Source organism: Nocardia carnea NBRC 14403 (assembly GCF_000308515.1).
In the GTDB taxonomy this organism is placed as follows: Bacteria; Actinomycetota; Actinomycetes; order Mycobacteriales; family Mycobacteriaceae; genus Nocardia; species Nocardia carnea.
On sequence record NZ_BAFV01000015.1, the window covers coordinates 186,914 to 200,855 of the forward strand.

General features: G+C 65.3%; 18 protein-coding genes and 1 pseudogene. 5 read left to right on the plus strand and 14 right to left on the minus strand.

The genetic code is table 11. The annotated features are described in order from the left end of the window. Nucleotides 1-12 precede the first annotated feature (12 nt). Nucleotides 13-1,095: an IQM protein middle domain-containing protein gene (locus tag ON22_RS36525; RefSeq protein WP_156052483.1), complete on the plus strand. Its 1,083-nt coding sequence runs from the start codon at nt 13-15 to the stop codon at nt 1,093-1,095. On the opposite strand, the gene ON22_RS04935 is transcribed toward ON22_RS36525, so the two are convergent. The 9 genes and pseudogenes from ON22_RS04935 to ON22_RS04965 all read right to left on the minus strand — a co-directional run bounded on the left by ON22_RS04935 (nt 1,083) and on the right by ON22_RS04965 (nt 6,979). Beyond that, complete coding sequence (locus tag ON22_RS04935) at nt 1,083-1,871, minus strand: helicase associated domain-containing protein (protein WP_033247524.1); 789 nt, start codon at nt 1,869-1,871, stop codon at nt 1,083-1,085. The two genes, ON22_RS36525 and ON22_RS04935, sit on opposite strands and share 13 nt — an antisense overlap. Nucleotides 1,872-1,912: 41 nt before the next feature. Further along, nucleotides 1,913-2,266 (minus strand): annotated as a pseudogene (locus ON22_RS38470) (helicase associated domain-containing protein); the annotation flags it as partial. Beyond that, on the minus strand, nt 2,148-2,540 hold the full coding sequence (locus tag ON22_RS38475) for a helicase associated domain-containing protein (RefSeq protein ID WP_081595334.1): 393 nt from the start codon (nt 2,538-2,540) through the stop codon (nt 2,148-2,150). The pseudogene ON22_RS38470 and the gene ON22_RS38475, both read right to left, overlap by 119 nt. Nucleotides 2,541-2,641: 101 nt before the next feature. Next, a complete protein-coding gene (locus ON22_RS04940) occupies nt 2,642-3,415 on the minus strand; it encodes an ESX secretion-associated protein EspG (protein WP_033247523.1) in 774 nt (257 codons plus the stop codon). After that, complete coding sequence (locus ON22_RS04945; protein ID WP_033247522.1) at nt 3,415-4,584, minus strand: WXG100 family type VII secretion target; 1,170 nt, start codon at nt 4,582-4,584, stop codon at nt 3,415-3,417. Before ON22_RS04945 ends, ON22_RS04940 begins: the two co-directional genes overlap by 1 nt. A 36-nt stretch (nt 4,585-4,620) precedes the next feature. After that, a complete protein-coding gene (locus ON22_RS04950; protein ID WP_033247521.1) occupies nt 4,621-5,097 on the minus strand; it encodes a hypothetical protein in 477 nt (158 codons plus the stop codon). Nucleotides 5,098-5,157: 60 nt separating this feature from the next. Beyond that, the gene (locus tag ON22_RS04955; protein WP_051157160.1) at nt 5,158-5,703 is read right to left on the minus strand and encodes a DUF3558 domain-containing protein; all 546 of its coding nucleotides are present in this window, start codon (nt 5,701-5,703) and stop codon (nt 5,158-5,160) included. Nucleotides 5,704-5,886: 183 nt separating this feature from the next. Next, entirely contained in the window at nt 5,887-6,099 is a 213-nt protein-coding gene (locus ON22_RS04960; RefSeq protein WP_033247520.1) for a DUF397 domain-containing protein, read from the minus strand. Then, entirely contained in the window at nt 6,089-6,979 is an 891-nt protein-coding gene (locus tag ON22_RS04965; protein WP_033247519.1) for a helix-turn-helix domain-containing protein, read from the minus strand. The genes ON22_RS04960 and ON22_RS04965 overlap by 11 nt, the downstream gene beginning before the upstream one ends. Before the next feature lie 463 nt (nt 6,980-7,442). On the opposite strand from ON22_RS04965, the gene ON22_RS04970 reads away from it, so the two are divergent. Beyond that, nucleotides 7,443-7,664: a hypothetical protein gene (locus ON22_RS04970; RefSeq protein ID WP_033247518.1), complete on the plus strand. Its 222-nt coding sequence runs from the start codon at nt 7,443-7,445 to the stop codon at nt 7,662-7,664. A gap of 14 nt (nt 7,665-7,678) precedes the next feature. Beyond that, nucleotides 7,679-8,299, plus strand: a complete 621-nt coding sequence (locus tag ON22_RS04975; RefSeq protein ID WP_033247517.1) for a Uma2 family endonuclease — start codon at nt 7,679-7,681, stop codon at nt 8,297-8,299. A gap of 170 nt (nt 8,300-8,469) precedes the next feature. On the opposite strand, the gene ON22_RS34390 is transcribed toward ON22_RS04975, so the two are convergent. From ON22_RS34390 to ON22_RS05000, 5 genes are all read right to left on the minus strand, one after another. Further along, nucleotides 8,470-9,075: a pentapeptide repeat-containing protein gene (locus tag ON22_RS34390; protein ID WP_051157161.1), complete on the minus strand. Its 606-nt coding sequence runs from the start codon at nt 9,073-9,075 to the stop codon at nt 8,470-8,472. 412 nt (nt 9,076-9,487) lie between these two features. Next, entirely contained in the window at nt 9,488-9,784 is a 297-nt protein-coding gene (locus ON22_RS04985; protein WP_033247516.1) for a WXG100 family type VII secretion target, read from the minus strand. Continuing rightward, nucleotides 9,781-10,074 carry a WXG100 family type VII secretion target gene (locus ON22_RS04990; RefSeq protein WP_051157162.1) on the minus strand — a complete coding sequence of 98 codons (294 nt, stop codon included), beginning with the start codon at nt 10,072-10,074 and terminating at the stop codon, nt 9,781-9,783. The genes ON22_RS04985 and ON22_RS04990 overlap by 4 nt, the downstream gene beginning before the upstream one ends. Nucleotides 10,075-10,279: 205 nt before the next feature. Then, a complete protein-coding gene (locus ON22_RS04995; RefSeq protein ID WP_033247514.1) occupies nt 10,280-11,119 on the minus strand; it encodes an SDR family oxidoreductase in 840 nt (279 codons plus the stop codon). A 45-nt stretch (nt 11,120-11,164) separates the two neighbouring features. After that, nucleotides 11,165-11,680: an Lrp/AsnC family transcriptional regulator gene (locus tag ON22_RS05000; RefSeq protein ID WP_033247513.1), complete on the minus strand. Its 516-nt coding sequence runs from the start codon at nt 11,678-11,680 to the stop codon at nt 11,165-11,167. A gap of 144 nt (nt 11,681-11,824) precedes the next feature. Here ON22_RS05000 and pdhA point away from each other — a divergent pair, with 144 nt between their 5' ends. Both pdhA and ON22_RS05010 read left to right on the plus strand, forming a co-directional pair. Beyond that, nucleotides 11,825-12,952 carry a pyruvate dehydrogenase (acetyl-transferring) E1 component subunit alpha gene (pdhA, locus tag ON22_RS05005; RefSeq protein WP_033247512.1) on the plus strand — a complete coding sequence of 376 codons (1,128 nt, stop codon included), beginning with the start codon at nt 11,825-11,827 and terminating at the stop codon, nt 12,950-12,952. Further along, the gene (locus ON22_RS05010) at nt 12,949-13,923 is read left to right on the plus strand and encodes an alpha-ketoacid dehydrogenase subunit beta (RefSeq protein WP_033247511.1); all 975 of its coding nucleotides are present in this window, start codon (nt 12,949-12,951) and stop codon (nt 13,921-13,923) included. The genes pdhA and ON22_RS05010 overlap by 4 nt, the downstream gene beginning before the upstream one ends. Nucleotides 13,924-13,942: the final 19 nt, after the last annotated feature.

Below are 13,942 nucleotides of genomic sequence, written 5' to 3' on the forward strand. Positions count from 1 at the left end.
CCCTGGGTTGGTATGCTGAATGTTATCGTCCATGATGTACGTGACCGTGAACTCGACGACGGTCTCGCGGATTCAGTGGCAAAATATTTGCTCCGGAAGCCTATAGGGACCAAGAGCCAGGAGGAGCAATATCGGATACTCGCCGATGGTATCCGCCAGGGGTATCCGGGGTCGGCCACCATCCCGACCCCGCACGCCCCGGAACGGATACGGGCTTTTGTTGCCGAGGTCGTACAGCGAATGGATGCTGCTCGTCCTTGGCCGGAACTTCCCTACCTTCCCCTGCCGCGAGAAAATATCGCCGACTTCTTGAGTTCGGCCCAACCGATCGCGCGAATACACGCATCGTTTCACAAGGTGGGTGGTGCCCTGGGGAGGGGATTCTATAATGACCGCGAATACGGTACCTATCTACCTCTTCGAATGAGATCCGGAGTCGAGATCGTCTTGGCTGCATATTACTGGGAGGGTAGTTCCGACATCCTGCTGATCGCGTCGGGCACCACAGTCCCGGCGCATGAGATCGTGCGGGAACTTGTCGACGGCTCCAAGCTCGATCGGAAACTGATCAGGTTGGTTATTTCTCCTGAAGATCTCGAATACGAAAACATAATCTACGACACCACGCCGTTGCAGCCTGAATTCCACGGTGAACATATCCCGGGCAACGATGTCTGGGGTAGTACGGTGGTCGACTACCTCGAGCCTGTCCAAGCTGCCAAATACAGGCTTTTTGCCAACAATGGGACCGTTTACCGAAACAACGACCACACGCAACCGTTCGATACCACCCACGCACGGACTCTCTGGACCCCCGATGGCGGCCGCGCCATATTCGTCATGGACGCCGATGGCCACCTCTACTCCTCTCCCGACCACATCCTCGGGCGCTTCCATCACTCCAGTTTCCTGGCGGGACAACCGGTCGCCGGTGCCGGCGAAATCCAGGTCATTCAGGGTCGCGTCCAGCTTCTTTCCGACCACAGCACGCACTATCGCCCGGCGCGGCGATTCACTCGGCAGGTAGTCGACAGCCTGCGCCGGCAGGGTATTCCGTTCGACGAGCAGGCGATCGAATACCACTACCCCGAGTGATCAGGCCGGCGGCAGCGGCGTGAATTCGGTGGACGCAAACCGAGTGTCACCGACCGGATGGAGTGTCGATCAGTCGAGCGAGACTCCGACCGACCGCAACTGCTGTGCTCGTTCGGGGGAGAGTCTGCCTTTGCGGTGGTCGGTGCGGCGCCCGGCGAGCCATTGCCCAGCGGGCGGCCGTCGGGAGTGCGGTAGGTGCCGGGCGGCATGTGGCCGTGTTCGTCGTGGTATTCGATGAGTGCTCGAACCCAGCCCGCGAAACGCGCGTCGAGACTGCCGCGGCCATTGGTATCGAAATCGACGCCGAGGGCGGATAACTCGGTCATGCGATGTTCGCGCAGTCGGCCTTCTCGGTACTTGCGGCGGCAGTTGGACAGCCACATACCCAGGGCGCGGCCGTCGGGGGTGTGGTAGGAGCAGGCCACGTGTACGTCGCCGTGCTTGCGCTGGTACTCGGCGAGCAGGCGGATCCAGTCGTTCCACTGTTGCTGTTCGTGGGCTTGCCAGGACGGCCCCTTGTTGCTGCCCGGGTCGAGGGTGACGCCGAGATCGCGGAGTTGCTTTTCCTGTTTATCGGTGAGGGTTGCGCTGCGGTATTCCTCGCGCCGTCCGGCCAGCCAGCCGCCGAGGCGGTAACCGTCGGGTGCCCGGTGGGTTGCCGGGGGATCGGCGTGGCCGTGTTCGGCCGCATAGGCCTGCAGTGCGGTGATGCCGATATCCCAGCGCCGTCGTCCGGCCTGCGGGGTCCGTTTGCACAGTGCGTGACGGGGTGGCACGGCGATACCCAGCTTGCGGAGCTGCCGGATCGTTCGGTGGGTAATTTGCCCTGGCGGGCGGCGGTTTTGCAGCGGTGCAGCCAGTTTCCGAGTTTCGCGCCGAACGGGGTCACATAGTCGGGCGGGACCTCCGCGGTTCCGTAGACGGTGCGGTACATCTCGAGTTCGCTGATCCACGCGTTCCATGCCTGCTGTGGATTGCGGCCCACGTTCGGTGTGCGCCGGTCGAGGTCCGCACCCAACCGGACCAGGTCGGCGACCTGTCCCGCGGCCAGCTCACCCTTCCGGTACTTCGCGCGGCAGCCGGCCAGCCGGCTGCCCAGCTTCCGCCCCTCGGCTGTCTCGTAGGCGACCGGGACACCGGCGTGACCGTGCTCTTGCCGATAGGCGGTCAGGTCGGCGATCCAGGCATTCCACCGGGCCGCCGCGAGATTCTCCTGGCGTAGATCGAGGTCGACCCCGAGAGCCGTGAGCGCCCGGGCTCGGTTCGGTGGCAGGGTGCCGGCGCGGTAGCTCACGGCAGCGGCGCAACCAGTCGCCGAGCCAAGAACCATTGGTGGTCCGGTACTGCGAAGGCACGTTGCCGTGCCCGTGCTCGGCACGGAACTCCTCCACGGCAGACAACCACCCGGCCCACCACTGCTGGTCCCGTCGCGATGCCCCACTCATCTACCGAACCTCACCAGTGCTCGTGAACCGCGAATCGCAGGATAGAGAATGTGCCGGCCCGCCACTGCATCCGGACGGCCGATCGGGATAGTGGTCCCCTTTCACCAGGCCGGTTCGGATTCGCGGAGTCTTTTGTCCGCGGTTTCGAACCATGCGGCGAATCGGCCGGTGAGGTCGTCGCGGGTGGTGGGGCGGACGGTGACGTGGTTGCCGCGGGTTTCGGTGTAGCGGCCGTCGGCGGTGACGTCGAACCAGCGAACCGTGCGGAACGGGTCGGGGCGGGTGTAGAGGGGGCCGAGGTAGAGGCGGGCGATACCGTAGCCGTCGCCGCGGCGGCCGAGCAGGCGCTCGTACTGTTCGCGGGGGCTGCGGCCGGCGGTCGTGCGGGCGTTGGCATTGCGCTCGGTGTCGAGGTCCTGCGGGTGGAAGGTGGCGGTCGGTTCGCGACCCGGACGGCAGTCAGGGATGCTGCGGACCAGTTGTGCGGGCAGGGAATCCGGGGCCAGCAGGTGGAGGGTGATATCGCCGTACTCGTCGGCGCGGCCGCCCTGGAATGCGACCACCGAACGCTGGTGGTCGGCGGTGCCCAGAATCCGGTATTCCTTGGCGTCCTCGGGGCCGGTGCTGGTGCGGTGTTTGATCGTGCAGCCGAGAATCTCGATCCGCAGCCGGGATTTGGACAGGACGTGCATGGCGAACTCGATCGCTTCGCGTTCGTCGCGGTCGTAACCGGCCCGCACCTGGTCACGGAACCGGGCGAAATCGTCTTCGTGGCGGAAACGACTCAGATATTTCAGCGGGGGCGGGAAACGATCGTTGGCGTCGCTGTACCAGAGGGCGGCGAAGGTTTCCGGATCCATCGTCCACGTGGCCATCAGTGGCTGTCCTCCGGTTCCGGATTCGTGCCGATCAGTCCACCCGGCAGGGTTCTCGGCAGCTCACCGAGCAGTTCTTCGGTGTTTTCCATGTTCACCAGATAGTCCGGGGTTTGGCGTTGGTCGTCCTGCTCCTGCTGCCCGCCGCGACCGGCGGCGCCCATGGGCATCCCGCCCATACCACCGCGTGGTGCCCCGGCAGCCGTGGTCGAGGGTGCGGTGGCTGCGGCGGGGGCCGGTGCGGCGCCACCCGGTGTGCCGGGGACGGTGCGACCGGGGCCAGGAGAGTCCGGAGTTCCCGGTCCGGGGGCGCCGGCCGGGGAGCCGGGGCCGCCGGGGCCGGGCACGCCTGCGGGGGTGGTGGACGCCGGGGTGGTCGGTGCGGGGGTGCCGGTGTCGGCCGGTTCGGTACCTGTGGGTGCCTGAGTCTGCTCGGGGCTCCAGGGAGATTCCTGTTCGGTCCCGTCCTCGGTTCCGGTGTCCTCGGGGGCCGGCTCTTCGGTTCCAGGTTCCTCGGTATCGGTCGCGCCGGGGCCGTTCGGGTCGCCGGTTCCGTTGTCGGTGTTCGAATTCGGCTGACCGCCCGGCCCGACCGGTTTCCCGGTGGTGGGTTCGCCGATATCGAGCGGTGAGGTCGGATTCACGGGGGCGCTCAGCACGGGGACCTTCGGGTCGACAGTTCTGACGAACGGGGTGACGTAATTGTTTTCCATGATCGCCTGGGCTTCTTCCTGCCGCTGTTCGATCATGGGATCGCGATTGGTGCCGAAATAGGGCCACGAATCGGGATGTAGTGCGTGCTTTTCCTCCAGCGGCTCCGGAAGCTCGTGCTTGGTCGTCTCGACCGACGACGCACTCTCGCTGACCCGGTTGGCGAGATCGAGGAGTTCGGTTTCGAGGAAGGCAGCCTGATCGACATAGCGGTGGATGGAATCGACGAAGGCATCGGCGGCCTCGCCCTCCCAGGCCGCGGCCACCGAACGTTTGATACTGGTCGAGAACACTTCGAGGCCGGCGACCCAATCCCACGACAACTGCCGGTAGCTGTCGGCCAGTTTCTGCGCTTCGGCAGGCATCGTCGCCTGGAAGGCGGCATAGATATCGGCGTGGATCATGCTGCGTGGCCGCTCGCCGCCCCCGGGGATACGTGGTGATTCGTATTCGGCCAAAGCTGATCCCCCTGGATTTTCTGGGTGCTGCGGTGGTTATAGGTAGGCAGTCGTGCCGGGCTGGCGGCGTGTGCCCTGGATGGGGGCGGGTGCGTCGAGCCCGGATTCGTACTGGCGGACGGCATCGGCGAAGGCGGTATCGGTGGCCATATAGCGGTCCAGGATGATTTTGTGCACGCTCTGGATGTCCTCGATGATTTTGTAGTTCTGGTCGAGGATGGTGTGGACGTCATTGCCGTCCGGGGCGCCCTTGGCCTTCTCGCGGTAACGGGCAACCATGGTCGCCGCCGAGCTGAGCAGGGGGTTTTCGGCGCCGAGACCCCAGGCTTTGTCCGGTGTCTCGGAAATTAACTTCGCCCGCTCCTGCATCTGACGGATGTGCGTTTTGAACCGTTCGCAATCCCGATTGATGTTGACGAACTCCTCCGGGGTCAGCCGTACCGACATTCGTCCTTCTTGAGCCTCGGTGACCAGGTTCGCGAGTGGGCGTTCGCCTGCATTCTCATCGGTCATGTGGCCCCCCTGGGTCGAGATTTCGGCTGATACGGCTGTGGATCATGGCTCATGCAGTGGTCAGGCTCCGGCGGGCAGAGTGGGGACCACGAGTTGAGCTACCTCGGTGGCAAGTTGGCAGGAGTCGATGTGGCCGGTGTCTCGGTTAGAGACCGGGTTGTCGAGGTTGAAATCTAGGCTGCCGCCTTGCATTTCGACGTTGACTGTGCACCCGTGCTCGTCGCTTTTGTGTACCGAGGTCGCGTTTCGGCCATCGATCGTGAAATCACGCAGACCGTTGCTCCAGTTCTCGCGGACGAACTGCAAGGTGATATTGGTTGTCCTGATCCCCACCGCGTACCCATTGGCGCGCACAAAGGTGCAACCGCGCCATTTCAGACCGCCCGGACCGTCGTAGTCGCTCGAATAAGGCTCCGAGGTCGCATTGAGTTGCAGCTGATCGCGTATGTCCTGGGTGACTGCCGTGCACGGCTGATAGCTCGCGGGTGCCTCCGGCTCCAGGCCCAGCGGCGTGAGGGTGCTGGTGGTTGCCGGTGCCGACTCGCTGCTACCTCCGGCGGAGTCGCATCCGGTAACCAGCGCTCCAGCGATTGCCAACGCCGCCACCGGCGTCAATACCCTGTATAACCGCATTCGGCGTGAGCCCCCCGTTCCGTGGTCCGCTTTCGCAGAGGCTATCAGAAGCCGGTCGGACAGTGGATATGCGGAAGCCCTCGGACCCGGGGTGCACGGTCCGGGGGCTTCGGCGAGGTGGAGGGTGCCGTCTTCGGCGCGCGGCACCGGGTCGGCTCAGCTGTTCGGACGGTCGAATTCTCCGTCGTGCGCACCGGCGGTGAAGGCATCCCATTCGGTGGGGCTGAAGACCAGGGCCGGGCCGTTCGGGTTCTTCGAGTCGCGGACCCCGATCATGCCTGCGTCGAGATGAGCGACCTCCACGCATTGACCGTTGGTCTCGCTGTAGCTGCTCTTGAACCAGTGGGCGGCGGATAGATCAAGATTCACAGCTGTACTCCTTCGCTACCTGTCGAAGCAGGTATCGCGTATCCGTCTCATCCAGCGTATCTCTGCGAATATCGCCGGCCAGCTCACGATAGCGCTCGACGATCTCCTGGTTCTCGATATAGAGATCACCGCTCATCGCGCCGTCGAGAAAGACGATCGGTGGCTCAACAACATTGCCGCGCTGGTTCGTTCCGAAATCCAAGATGACATATCCGCCCGGCAGCAAGCCCCAGGTGGCGCCTGCGGTGAACGGCTGAACTCGGACACTGACATTCGGCAGCTTGCTGATCTCGGCCAGTGCTCTTATCTGCACAGCCATAATGCGAGGTGACCCGATGACTCGGCGCAGGGCGGACTCGTGCAACAACACGTCGAGCTGCAATGGGCTGTACTTACGGGTCACCATGACCTGGCGTCTCAATCGAGCCTGGACCCGTTGCTCGACTTCTTCCTGGGGTCTGTCATGGAAGAAGGATCCGATCAGGCCACGAGCGTAGTCCGCTGTCTGCAGCAACCCCGGTACCAGTTGCTGGAAGGTGATGATCCGGCGGGCCGAGCGTTCCATGCCCGCATACAGATTGAAGGCTTCGGTGAAAGTGCCCCCCAGTGTCACAACTCCTTCGTCGCTCGTTTTTCCGGCCTTGACGGCGAGGTCCACGGTCTTCTCGGTCTCGTCCGGGCTGACCTCGTAGAGCGTGCACAGATCCCGGACAGCCTGTGTGCGGGGAGTTTTGGATTGCCCCGCCTCCAGCCGTTGCAGTCCGGTCGCGCTGATCTGGGCCTCGCCTGCGGCGAGTGCGATCGTCATACCGGTGGCTTCGCGGCACTCGCGGAGGAACCGCCCGAGCTGGCGGCGAAGCAGGGTCGGGGATTCAGTCATCTGACGCTCCTGAAATGTGAATGCGGAGGTGCCCGTTCGTGAATCCGGCCGGGCGGGAAATCTGGATGCTTTTCTATCGCACCCGTGCATCTGATCGTGGAGCTTTGCGCGGGTTCGAATCATTGCTCACGCTGGGCTTTCCATGATATCGCCACGATGATGTGCTGTCCCCGTTCCCGGCGGACGGGCCCGGCTCCGCCGGTTCACCCCGATACCGGGCTTCTCACCTCTTCCGCCCGGCAAACGAGAACGGACAAGTGATGGATTATCTACTCATCGTGCGCGCCCACCATCGGCCGGCGCCGCGCGATCTCCGGACGGCTTTTCGCCATCGCGCGGGGCGGCCGGCGCCGTGCCGCGAGCATCCCGGTGCACGAGCAGGTCGGACGGATGGGAGTGCTGCCCGCGGGCTCGGCGAGATGTCGGGCGTGACCCGGATACGGTCGATCCCGGGCGGGGCACGATGAGCCTACGCACCGTGCTGGGGATGCTGCGGGAGGAACGCCCCGCACATTGGCTGCAAACTCGGGACGGTTCCTGGGCACCGGTGTGGACCGATGGACGGGTCGGTGATTGCGTCGGTATCCCGGAACTGCTCGGCGCATCGGGTGACGAGCTGGCGATATTGGTGGCATCCGGCCTGGTGGGCGCCATGGTCGAGCAGGCTGCGCGCCGCACCGGCTGAGCTACGATCGATGCATGTCAGCCATCTTCGACTGGGCTACCTCCGATAATCTGCAGCCCGAGCCCGTCACGGTCGAGATCTGGCGAAAACTTCCGGAGGATTACTGCCGCCAGGTCGAAGTGGTCAACGGGAATATCGTCCGGGCCGAGGCTCCCCGGCGCGCGCATCAGAAGGCGGCTCGTCGGCTGGCCGATATGATCGAGACGGGGGCACGCGAGCACACCGGCAGGTTCGGTGGGTGTCTCGACGTCGACACCGATTTCGACGTCCTGCTCTGGGATTTTCCGCGCGCCACCATTCGCCGTCCCGATATCGCCCTTTTCGACTGTGCTCCCGACGATATGCGTCCGCTACCCGCCGGACTGGCCAAGCTCGTGGTCGAAGTCGTCTCCCCGGGTTCCGAGAAGGTCGACACCACCGAGAAAAAGGCCGAGTACGCCGCCGCCGGAATTCCGTGGTACTGGGTTGTGTGGATCGGCGACAACCGAGTCATCGAAATCGACGTGCACGTCTTGGACCACGGGGCGGGCGAGTACCGGCTGTACCGCAGCATTGCGCCGGCGGCCGCTGCTCTCGTAGAGGTGCCGGTGCGGATCGAACTCGACTGGGCCCGATTGTCGGACCTGGTTCTCTGACCTCGGTGGGACCGCCCTCAGTGCCGCACCTGCTCAGCCGGGCCGCCAGGTGCTGCCCGCGGACCCACCATGCTCAACGTGCCGGGCCGAGCTACCGGAAGCGCTCGGCACCACAAGCCGTTGAGGTCGGCCGCGAATCTCGCGGAACTCTCGGCGACAACCCGAGGCTGTCAGAGACTGCGTATTCTCACCTCGGCTGCGCCTCGGGCGGTGAACCAGTCTTGCAGCTCGTCTCCGTTGAGAAGACCCGCATCGCCACCGACATCGATCGGGCCGAACAGGCTTCCGTGCGCGCCTTCGACCATGCTGCCCGCAAGTCGACTGCTCCCGAAGTCAGCCGATCCGACATTGCAGTTCCGTAGATCGGAGCCTGATAGATCGGCTCCGTTGAAGTCGGCACTGTGCAGATTGGCGCCGTAGAATATGGCTGATCTGAGGTTTGCGTCCTCGAATACCGCTCCCTGCATCTGCGCTTCGCGGAATACTGCACCTTCCGCAACACATCCGGACGCCTGAACTTTGCGGAGATCTGATCGGGAGAAATCGGCTCGGGTGGCTATGTGGACGGCCATGGCGGCGATGGAAGCGAGGGCGGCGTTTATGCCGTTGGTGGTGAGGTCGGGTATGGCGGTGAAGGCGCCGGAGGCGGTGCCGGCCACGGTTACTGCGCCGAAGATGGCGACCAATCGGCTGATCGAGACTGCGTTCTTGATGATGCCGGCGGTGGTGGTGACGATCTGGGCGGTGGCGACTGCGGCCTGGATATCGGTGCGCATTTCCTGGAGGGCGTCGCGGTGTTCGCCTACGGGGGTGACCAGGGCTGTTGATGCCCTTGACCCGGTCCGCGGCGCCGGTGATGGTGGAGTGGTCGGCGAATACCTTCCAGGCGTCTCTGGCATTGCCGAGTTCGGTGACATCTCCGTTGGGGATGCGGCCCACCTGGTCGAGGAGTCCGGCGACCGAGCCTTCGTCGAGTCCGGGGCCGTTGTCGTCCTTGGCGTTGGTGGGTAGCGCCATCCCGGAGTCATAGAGGGGTTCGGATTCCTTGTGGTCGCCGGCCATACCGCCGCATTCATGCGTCAGCGTGTGCAGCAACGGCCCCAAAGCCAGGCAGATGTCCCCAGCCAGCACATGGCATTTCTTGGACGCGGAGTAGTACACGTCCGAGTCGATCACCCAGGTCATGGGTTACCCGCTCTCGAGCATCTTCTTGTTGACCTGGGCGGCGGTGGTGTAGCGGGTGTGTGCGGTGCGGGCGGTGTCGCTGATATGGGCCAGCCCGCTGGCGAATTCGCGGGCACCGGTCGACCTGAGGCGGTGAGCGTCACGGTAGGCGTTGGCCGCGAGCGTTTCCCAGGCTCCGTCCAGGGTGGCGACTTTGTCGTCGATGAGGTCGAGTTGTTCGGTGAGGTAACCGGCGAGGTTCGCCAAGCGGGTGACGAGGTTGTCGAGTTGTTCGGTATCGACGGCGAATTCGGAGCTCATAGGTTCAAGCTCGGGAACTGCTGGGAGTTGGCATCGTCGGTGGCCTGGTAACTGCCGGCCTGCACACCGAGTTCGGCGGCCATGCCGTCGAGTGCCTGCAGGATCTTGATGCCGCCGTCACGCAGTTCGGTCCAGCCGCCGCTGAACTCGTTCGCGGCGTCACCACGCCACCCGTCGGAGAGCAGTGCATCGACGTCTGTACTCGCCGAATCCAGACCCGACCGCAGGTTCCGTGCGATATCGGCAACGAACTGTCCCACGGCCCGAACCTCTTCCGGCGCAACGGTCACATCACCGGCAGGGTTCGGATTCCCCCTGAATCAACTATGGGCATGAGGCTGACAGGGTGCCCGTCACGGTGCTATGGGCTCGGGTGTCTCGGACCGGGCGGGCTGAGACAGGTAACCGGTGTTGGGCGGAGTCTGGAGATGCGTAAGGTTCGGATTGGGCAGGTCCGGAACCCGCCGATATCGGTAGACGCCGGGGCGGCAGGAATCAGGCGCCGGGGTTTTCCAGGGCGGCTTGGAAGCGGCGCATACCGCGGATCCAGCGGTCGTAGTCGGATCCCTTGTTGCGGTACATCTGCAGGACTTCCGGGTGCGGGAGGATCAGGAATTCCCCGGCCGCAACACCGGCGAGGACTGTGTCGGCGACCTCTTCGGGACTGAGTACGGAGCCCGCGGATTTCACGGCGGTGATCGCCAACCGGCCCGCTTCGGCGTTGTTCTCGGGGATCATTCCTTCGCGCAGCAAGGCCGTGTCCACGCCCATCGGGCAGATGCAGCTGACGCCGATTCCTTTGTCGCCGTAGGTGACCGACAACCATTCCGCGAAGCCGACGGCGGCGTGTTTGGAGACCGAGTACGGTGCGGAGCCGAGTTGGGTGAGAAGGCCGGCGGCGGAGGCGGTGGAGACGAAGTAGCCGCTGCCGCGTTCGAGCCAGCCGGGGACGAGGAGGCGGGCGGCGCGGATATGCGCCAGGGTGTTGACCTCGAGGGCGGCCGACCATTGCGCGTCGGTGCTGTCCAGGCCTGCGCCGCCGCCGATACCGGCGTTGGCGAAGTAGAAGTCGACGGGGCCGAAGGCGGATTCCGCGGCCGCGATCAGTTGCGCGATCACGTCGGGATCGGCGGCGTCGCCGCCTGCGGAGATCGCGGCGTCGCCGATCTCGTCCGCGACCTTCGCCGCGGTGGTGGGGTCGAGGTCGGCGACGACGACCTTCGCGCCGTGGCCGGCCAGCCCGCGGGCCAGTGCCGCGCCGATACCGGAGCCGCCGCCGGTGACGATGGCGGTCCGGCCGGAGAAGGTGTCGGTTGCTGTGCCTGAGAGCTCCATATCGGCACCCTATCCCTTACTGCGACACAAGCCTAGGTATGTCGCTTAATCACGGTTCGTGGCGGTTCGGTCCGGTTCGGCCAGGCGGCGCAGCAGGGGGGCGGTGCGCGGGCCCACCAGCTCCTGCATCACCAGTGTCATATTCGTGCGGACCACGCCGGGGATCTTCAGGATCTGCCCGGCGATCCGATAGAGATCGTCGGCATCGCGGGCGACCACGCGGACCGTGAGATCGGTCGGGCCGGTCATTCCGCAGGCCTCGGTCACTTCCGGTACCTCGGCCAGTTCGTCGACGACGGCGTCGAGGCGATGCTGATCCACGACCACCGCGACGAATGCGGACAGCCGGTACCCCAGCGCGCGCGGCTGCACCCGGAGTTCGAAACTACGCAGAACACCGGCGGCTTCCCAGCGCGCGAGCCGGGCCTGCACGGTATTGCGGGAGAGTCCGAGCCGGGCGGCCAGTTCGACCCCCGTGGCGCGGGGGCTGGCGGTCAGTTCGAGCAGGAGTCGCGCGTCCGTGGCGTCCAATACTGGCTCGGTGCTTTCCTGACTGGTCATAAAGCGCAGTATGACAGCAACCGGGGCATTAAAACCGTGCGGAATGCTCAGTTGCCGGATCGAGACTTGCGCAGTTCGCCTAAGCGTGGATGCTATGTGGTGTAGGCCACATCAGCGCGTGACCCGCGTGAGGAGGCGAGGCCGATGCCCGGCACAACCGAGTATCCGGTGCAACTGATCCAGCCCGACGGCGCTCGAGTGCACAACCCGGAATATCAGGCCTTGGTCGCCGATATCGGGCCGGATGAACTGTGGCAGCTCTACGAAGACCTGGTGGTGAGCCGGCGGATCGATACCGAGGCCGTCGCCCTGGCCCGGCAGGGGCAGCTCGGTCTGTGGGCGCCGGGGGAGGGGCAGGAAGCCGCGCAGGTCGGTTCGGCACACGCGCTGCAGCCCGACGACTACATCTTCAGCAGTTACCGCGAAGCCGCGGTCGCGTACTGCCGCGGCCTGGACCCGGCAGCCATCACCCCGATGTGGCGCGGGGTCGCGCATTCGTCGTGGGACCCGGCGGAGATCAATATGACCAACCCGGCGATCGTGGTGGGCGCACAGGGTCTGCACGCCACCGGATACGCCTACGCCGCCCACCTGGATGGTGCGGAGATCGCCACCATCGCCTATTTCGGTGACGGCGCCACGAGTCAGGGCGATATCGCCGAGGCCCTGACCTTCGCCTCCACCTGGAGTGCCCCGGTGGTGTTCTTCTGCCAGAACAACCACTGGGCGATCAGCGAACCCGTACATCTGCAGAGCGCCACCCCGATCGCGCAGCGAGCGGTGGGGCACGGGATCCCGGCGTGCCGGGTGGACGGCAACGATGTGCTGGCAGTCCTGGCCGTCACCCGCCGGGCCGCCGCCCGCGCCCGCACCGGCGGCGGGCCCTCCTTCATCGAGGCCATCACCTACCGCATGGGCCCGCACACCACCGCCGACGACCCGACCCGCTACCGCACCTCCGCGGAAACCGGGGACTGGGCCCGCCGCGACCCGATCCTGCGGATGCGGCGACTACTCGAACGCGAGGGCCTGTTCGATACGGCCGCGCAGCAGCGGGTGGACGAACGCGCGGACGAGGTGGCGCACCGGATCCGGTCGGCCACGCTCACCATGCCCGATCCGGAACCGCTGGAACTGTTCGACCACGTCTACGCGACCCCGCATCCTCTGGTCGCGGCCCAGCGCCGCGACTACGCCGAGTATCTGGCCGACGACCCGGCCGCCGGCGAGAACGTCGCGCCCACCCTGCGCGAGGAAGGAGTCCGCTCATGATCACCACATTCGCCGCGGCGCTCAACGCCGGGTTGCGCACCGCCCTGGAGGACGACCCCAAGGTGGTGTTGATGGGTGAGGATATCGGCCGGCTGGGTGGTGTGTTCCGGGTGACCGATACGCTGCAGAAGGATTTCGGGGACCGCCGCGTGATCGATACGCCGCTGGCCGAATCCGGCATCGTGGGCACGGCGTTCGGGATGGCATTGCGCGGCTATCGGCCGGTATGCGAGATCCAGTTCGACGGTTTCGTCTACCCGGCCTTCGACCAGATCGTCTCGCAGGTGGCCAAAATCCACTACCGGACGCGGGGCAGGGTGACCGCTCCGCTCACGATCCGGATTCCGTTCGGCGGCGGGATCGGGTCCGTCGAACATCATTCCGAATCGCCGGAGGCATATTTCGCGCATACCGCGGGCCTGCGGGTGGTGTCGCCGAGCAACCCGGCCGACGCTTATACGATGATCCGCCAGGCGATCGCGCTGGACGATCCGGTGATCTTCTTCGAACCCAAACGCCGCTATTGGGACAAGGCCGAACTCGACCCCGCGGCAACGGATTCGCTGCCGCTGGACCGGGCGCGAGTATGTGTACCGGGGTCGGACGCAACTCTCGTCGCGTACGGGGGAACGGTCGCCACCGCGGTATCCGCGGCGAAAATCGCTACCGAAGAAGGGCTTTCGCTCGAAGTGATCGATCTGCGCAGCCTGGCGCCACTGGATATCGACACCATCGCCGAATCGGTGGACCGGACCGGCCGGCTGATCGTGGTGCACGAAGCGCCGGTCACCGGCGGAATCGGGGCGGAGATCGCGGCCCGGATCACCGAACGCTGTTTCTACCGACTCGAAGCACCGGTCCGGCGGGTCGGTGGATTCGATATTCCCTACCCTCCGGCTAAGCTCGAAAAGCATCACCTGCCCGACCCGGACCGCATCCTGGCGGCGGTCGACAGCACGCTTGCCGCCTGAGTGCCCCGCCACCCTGACG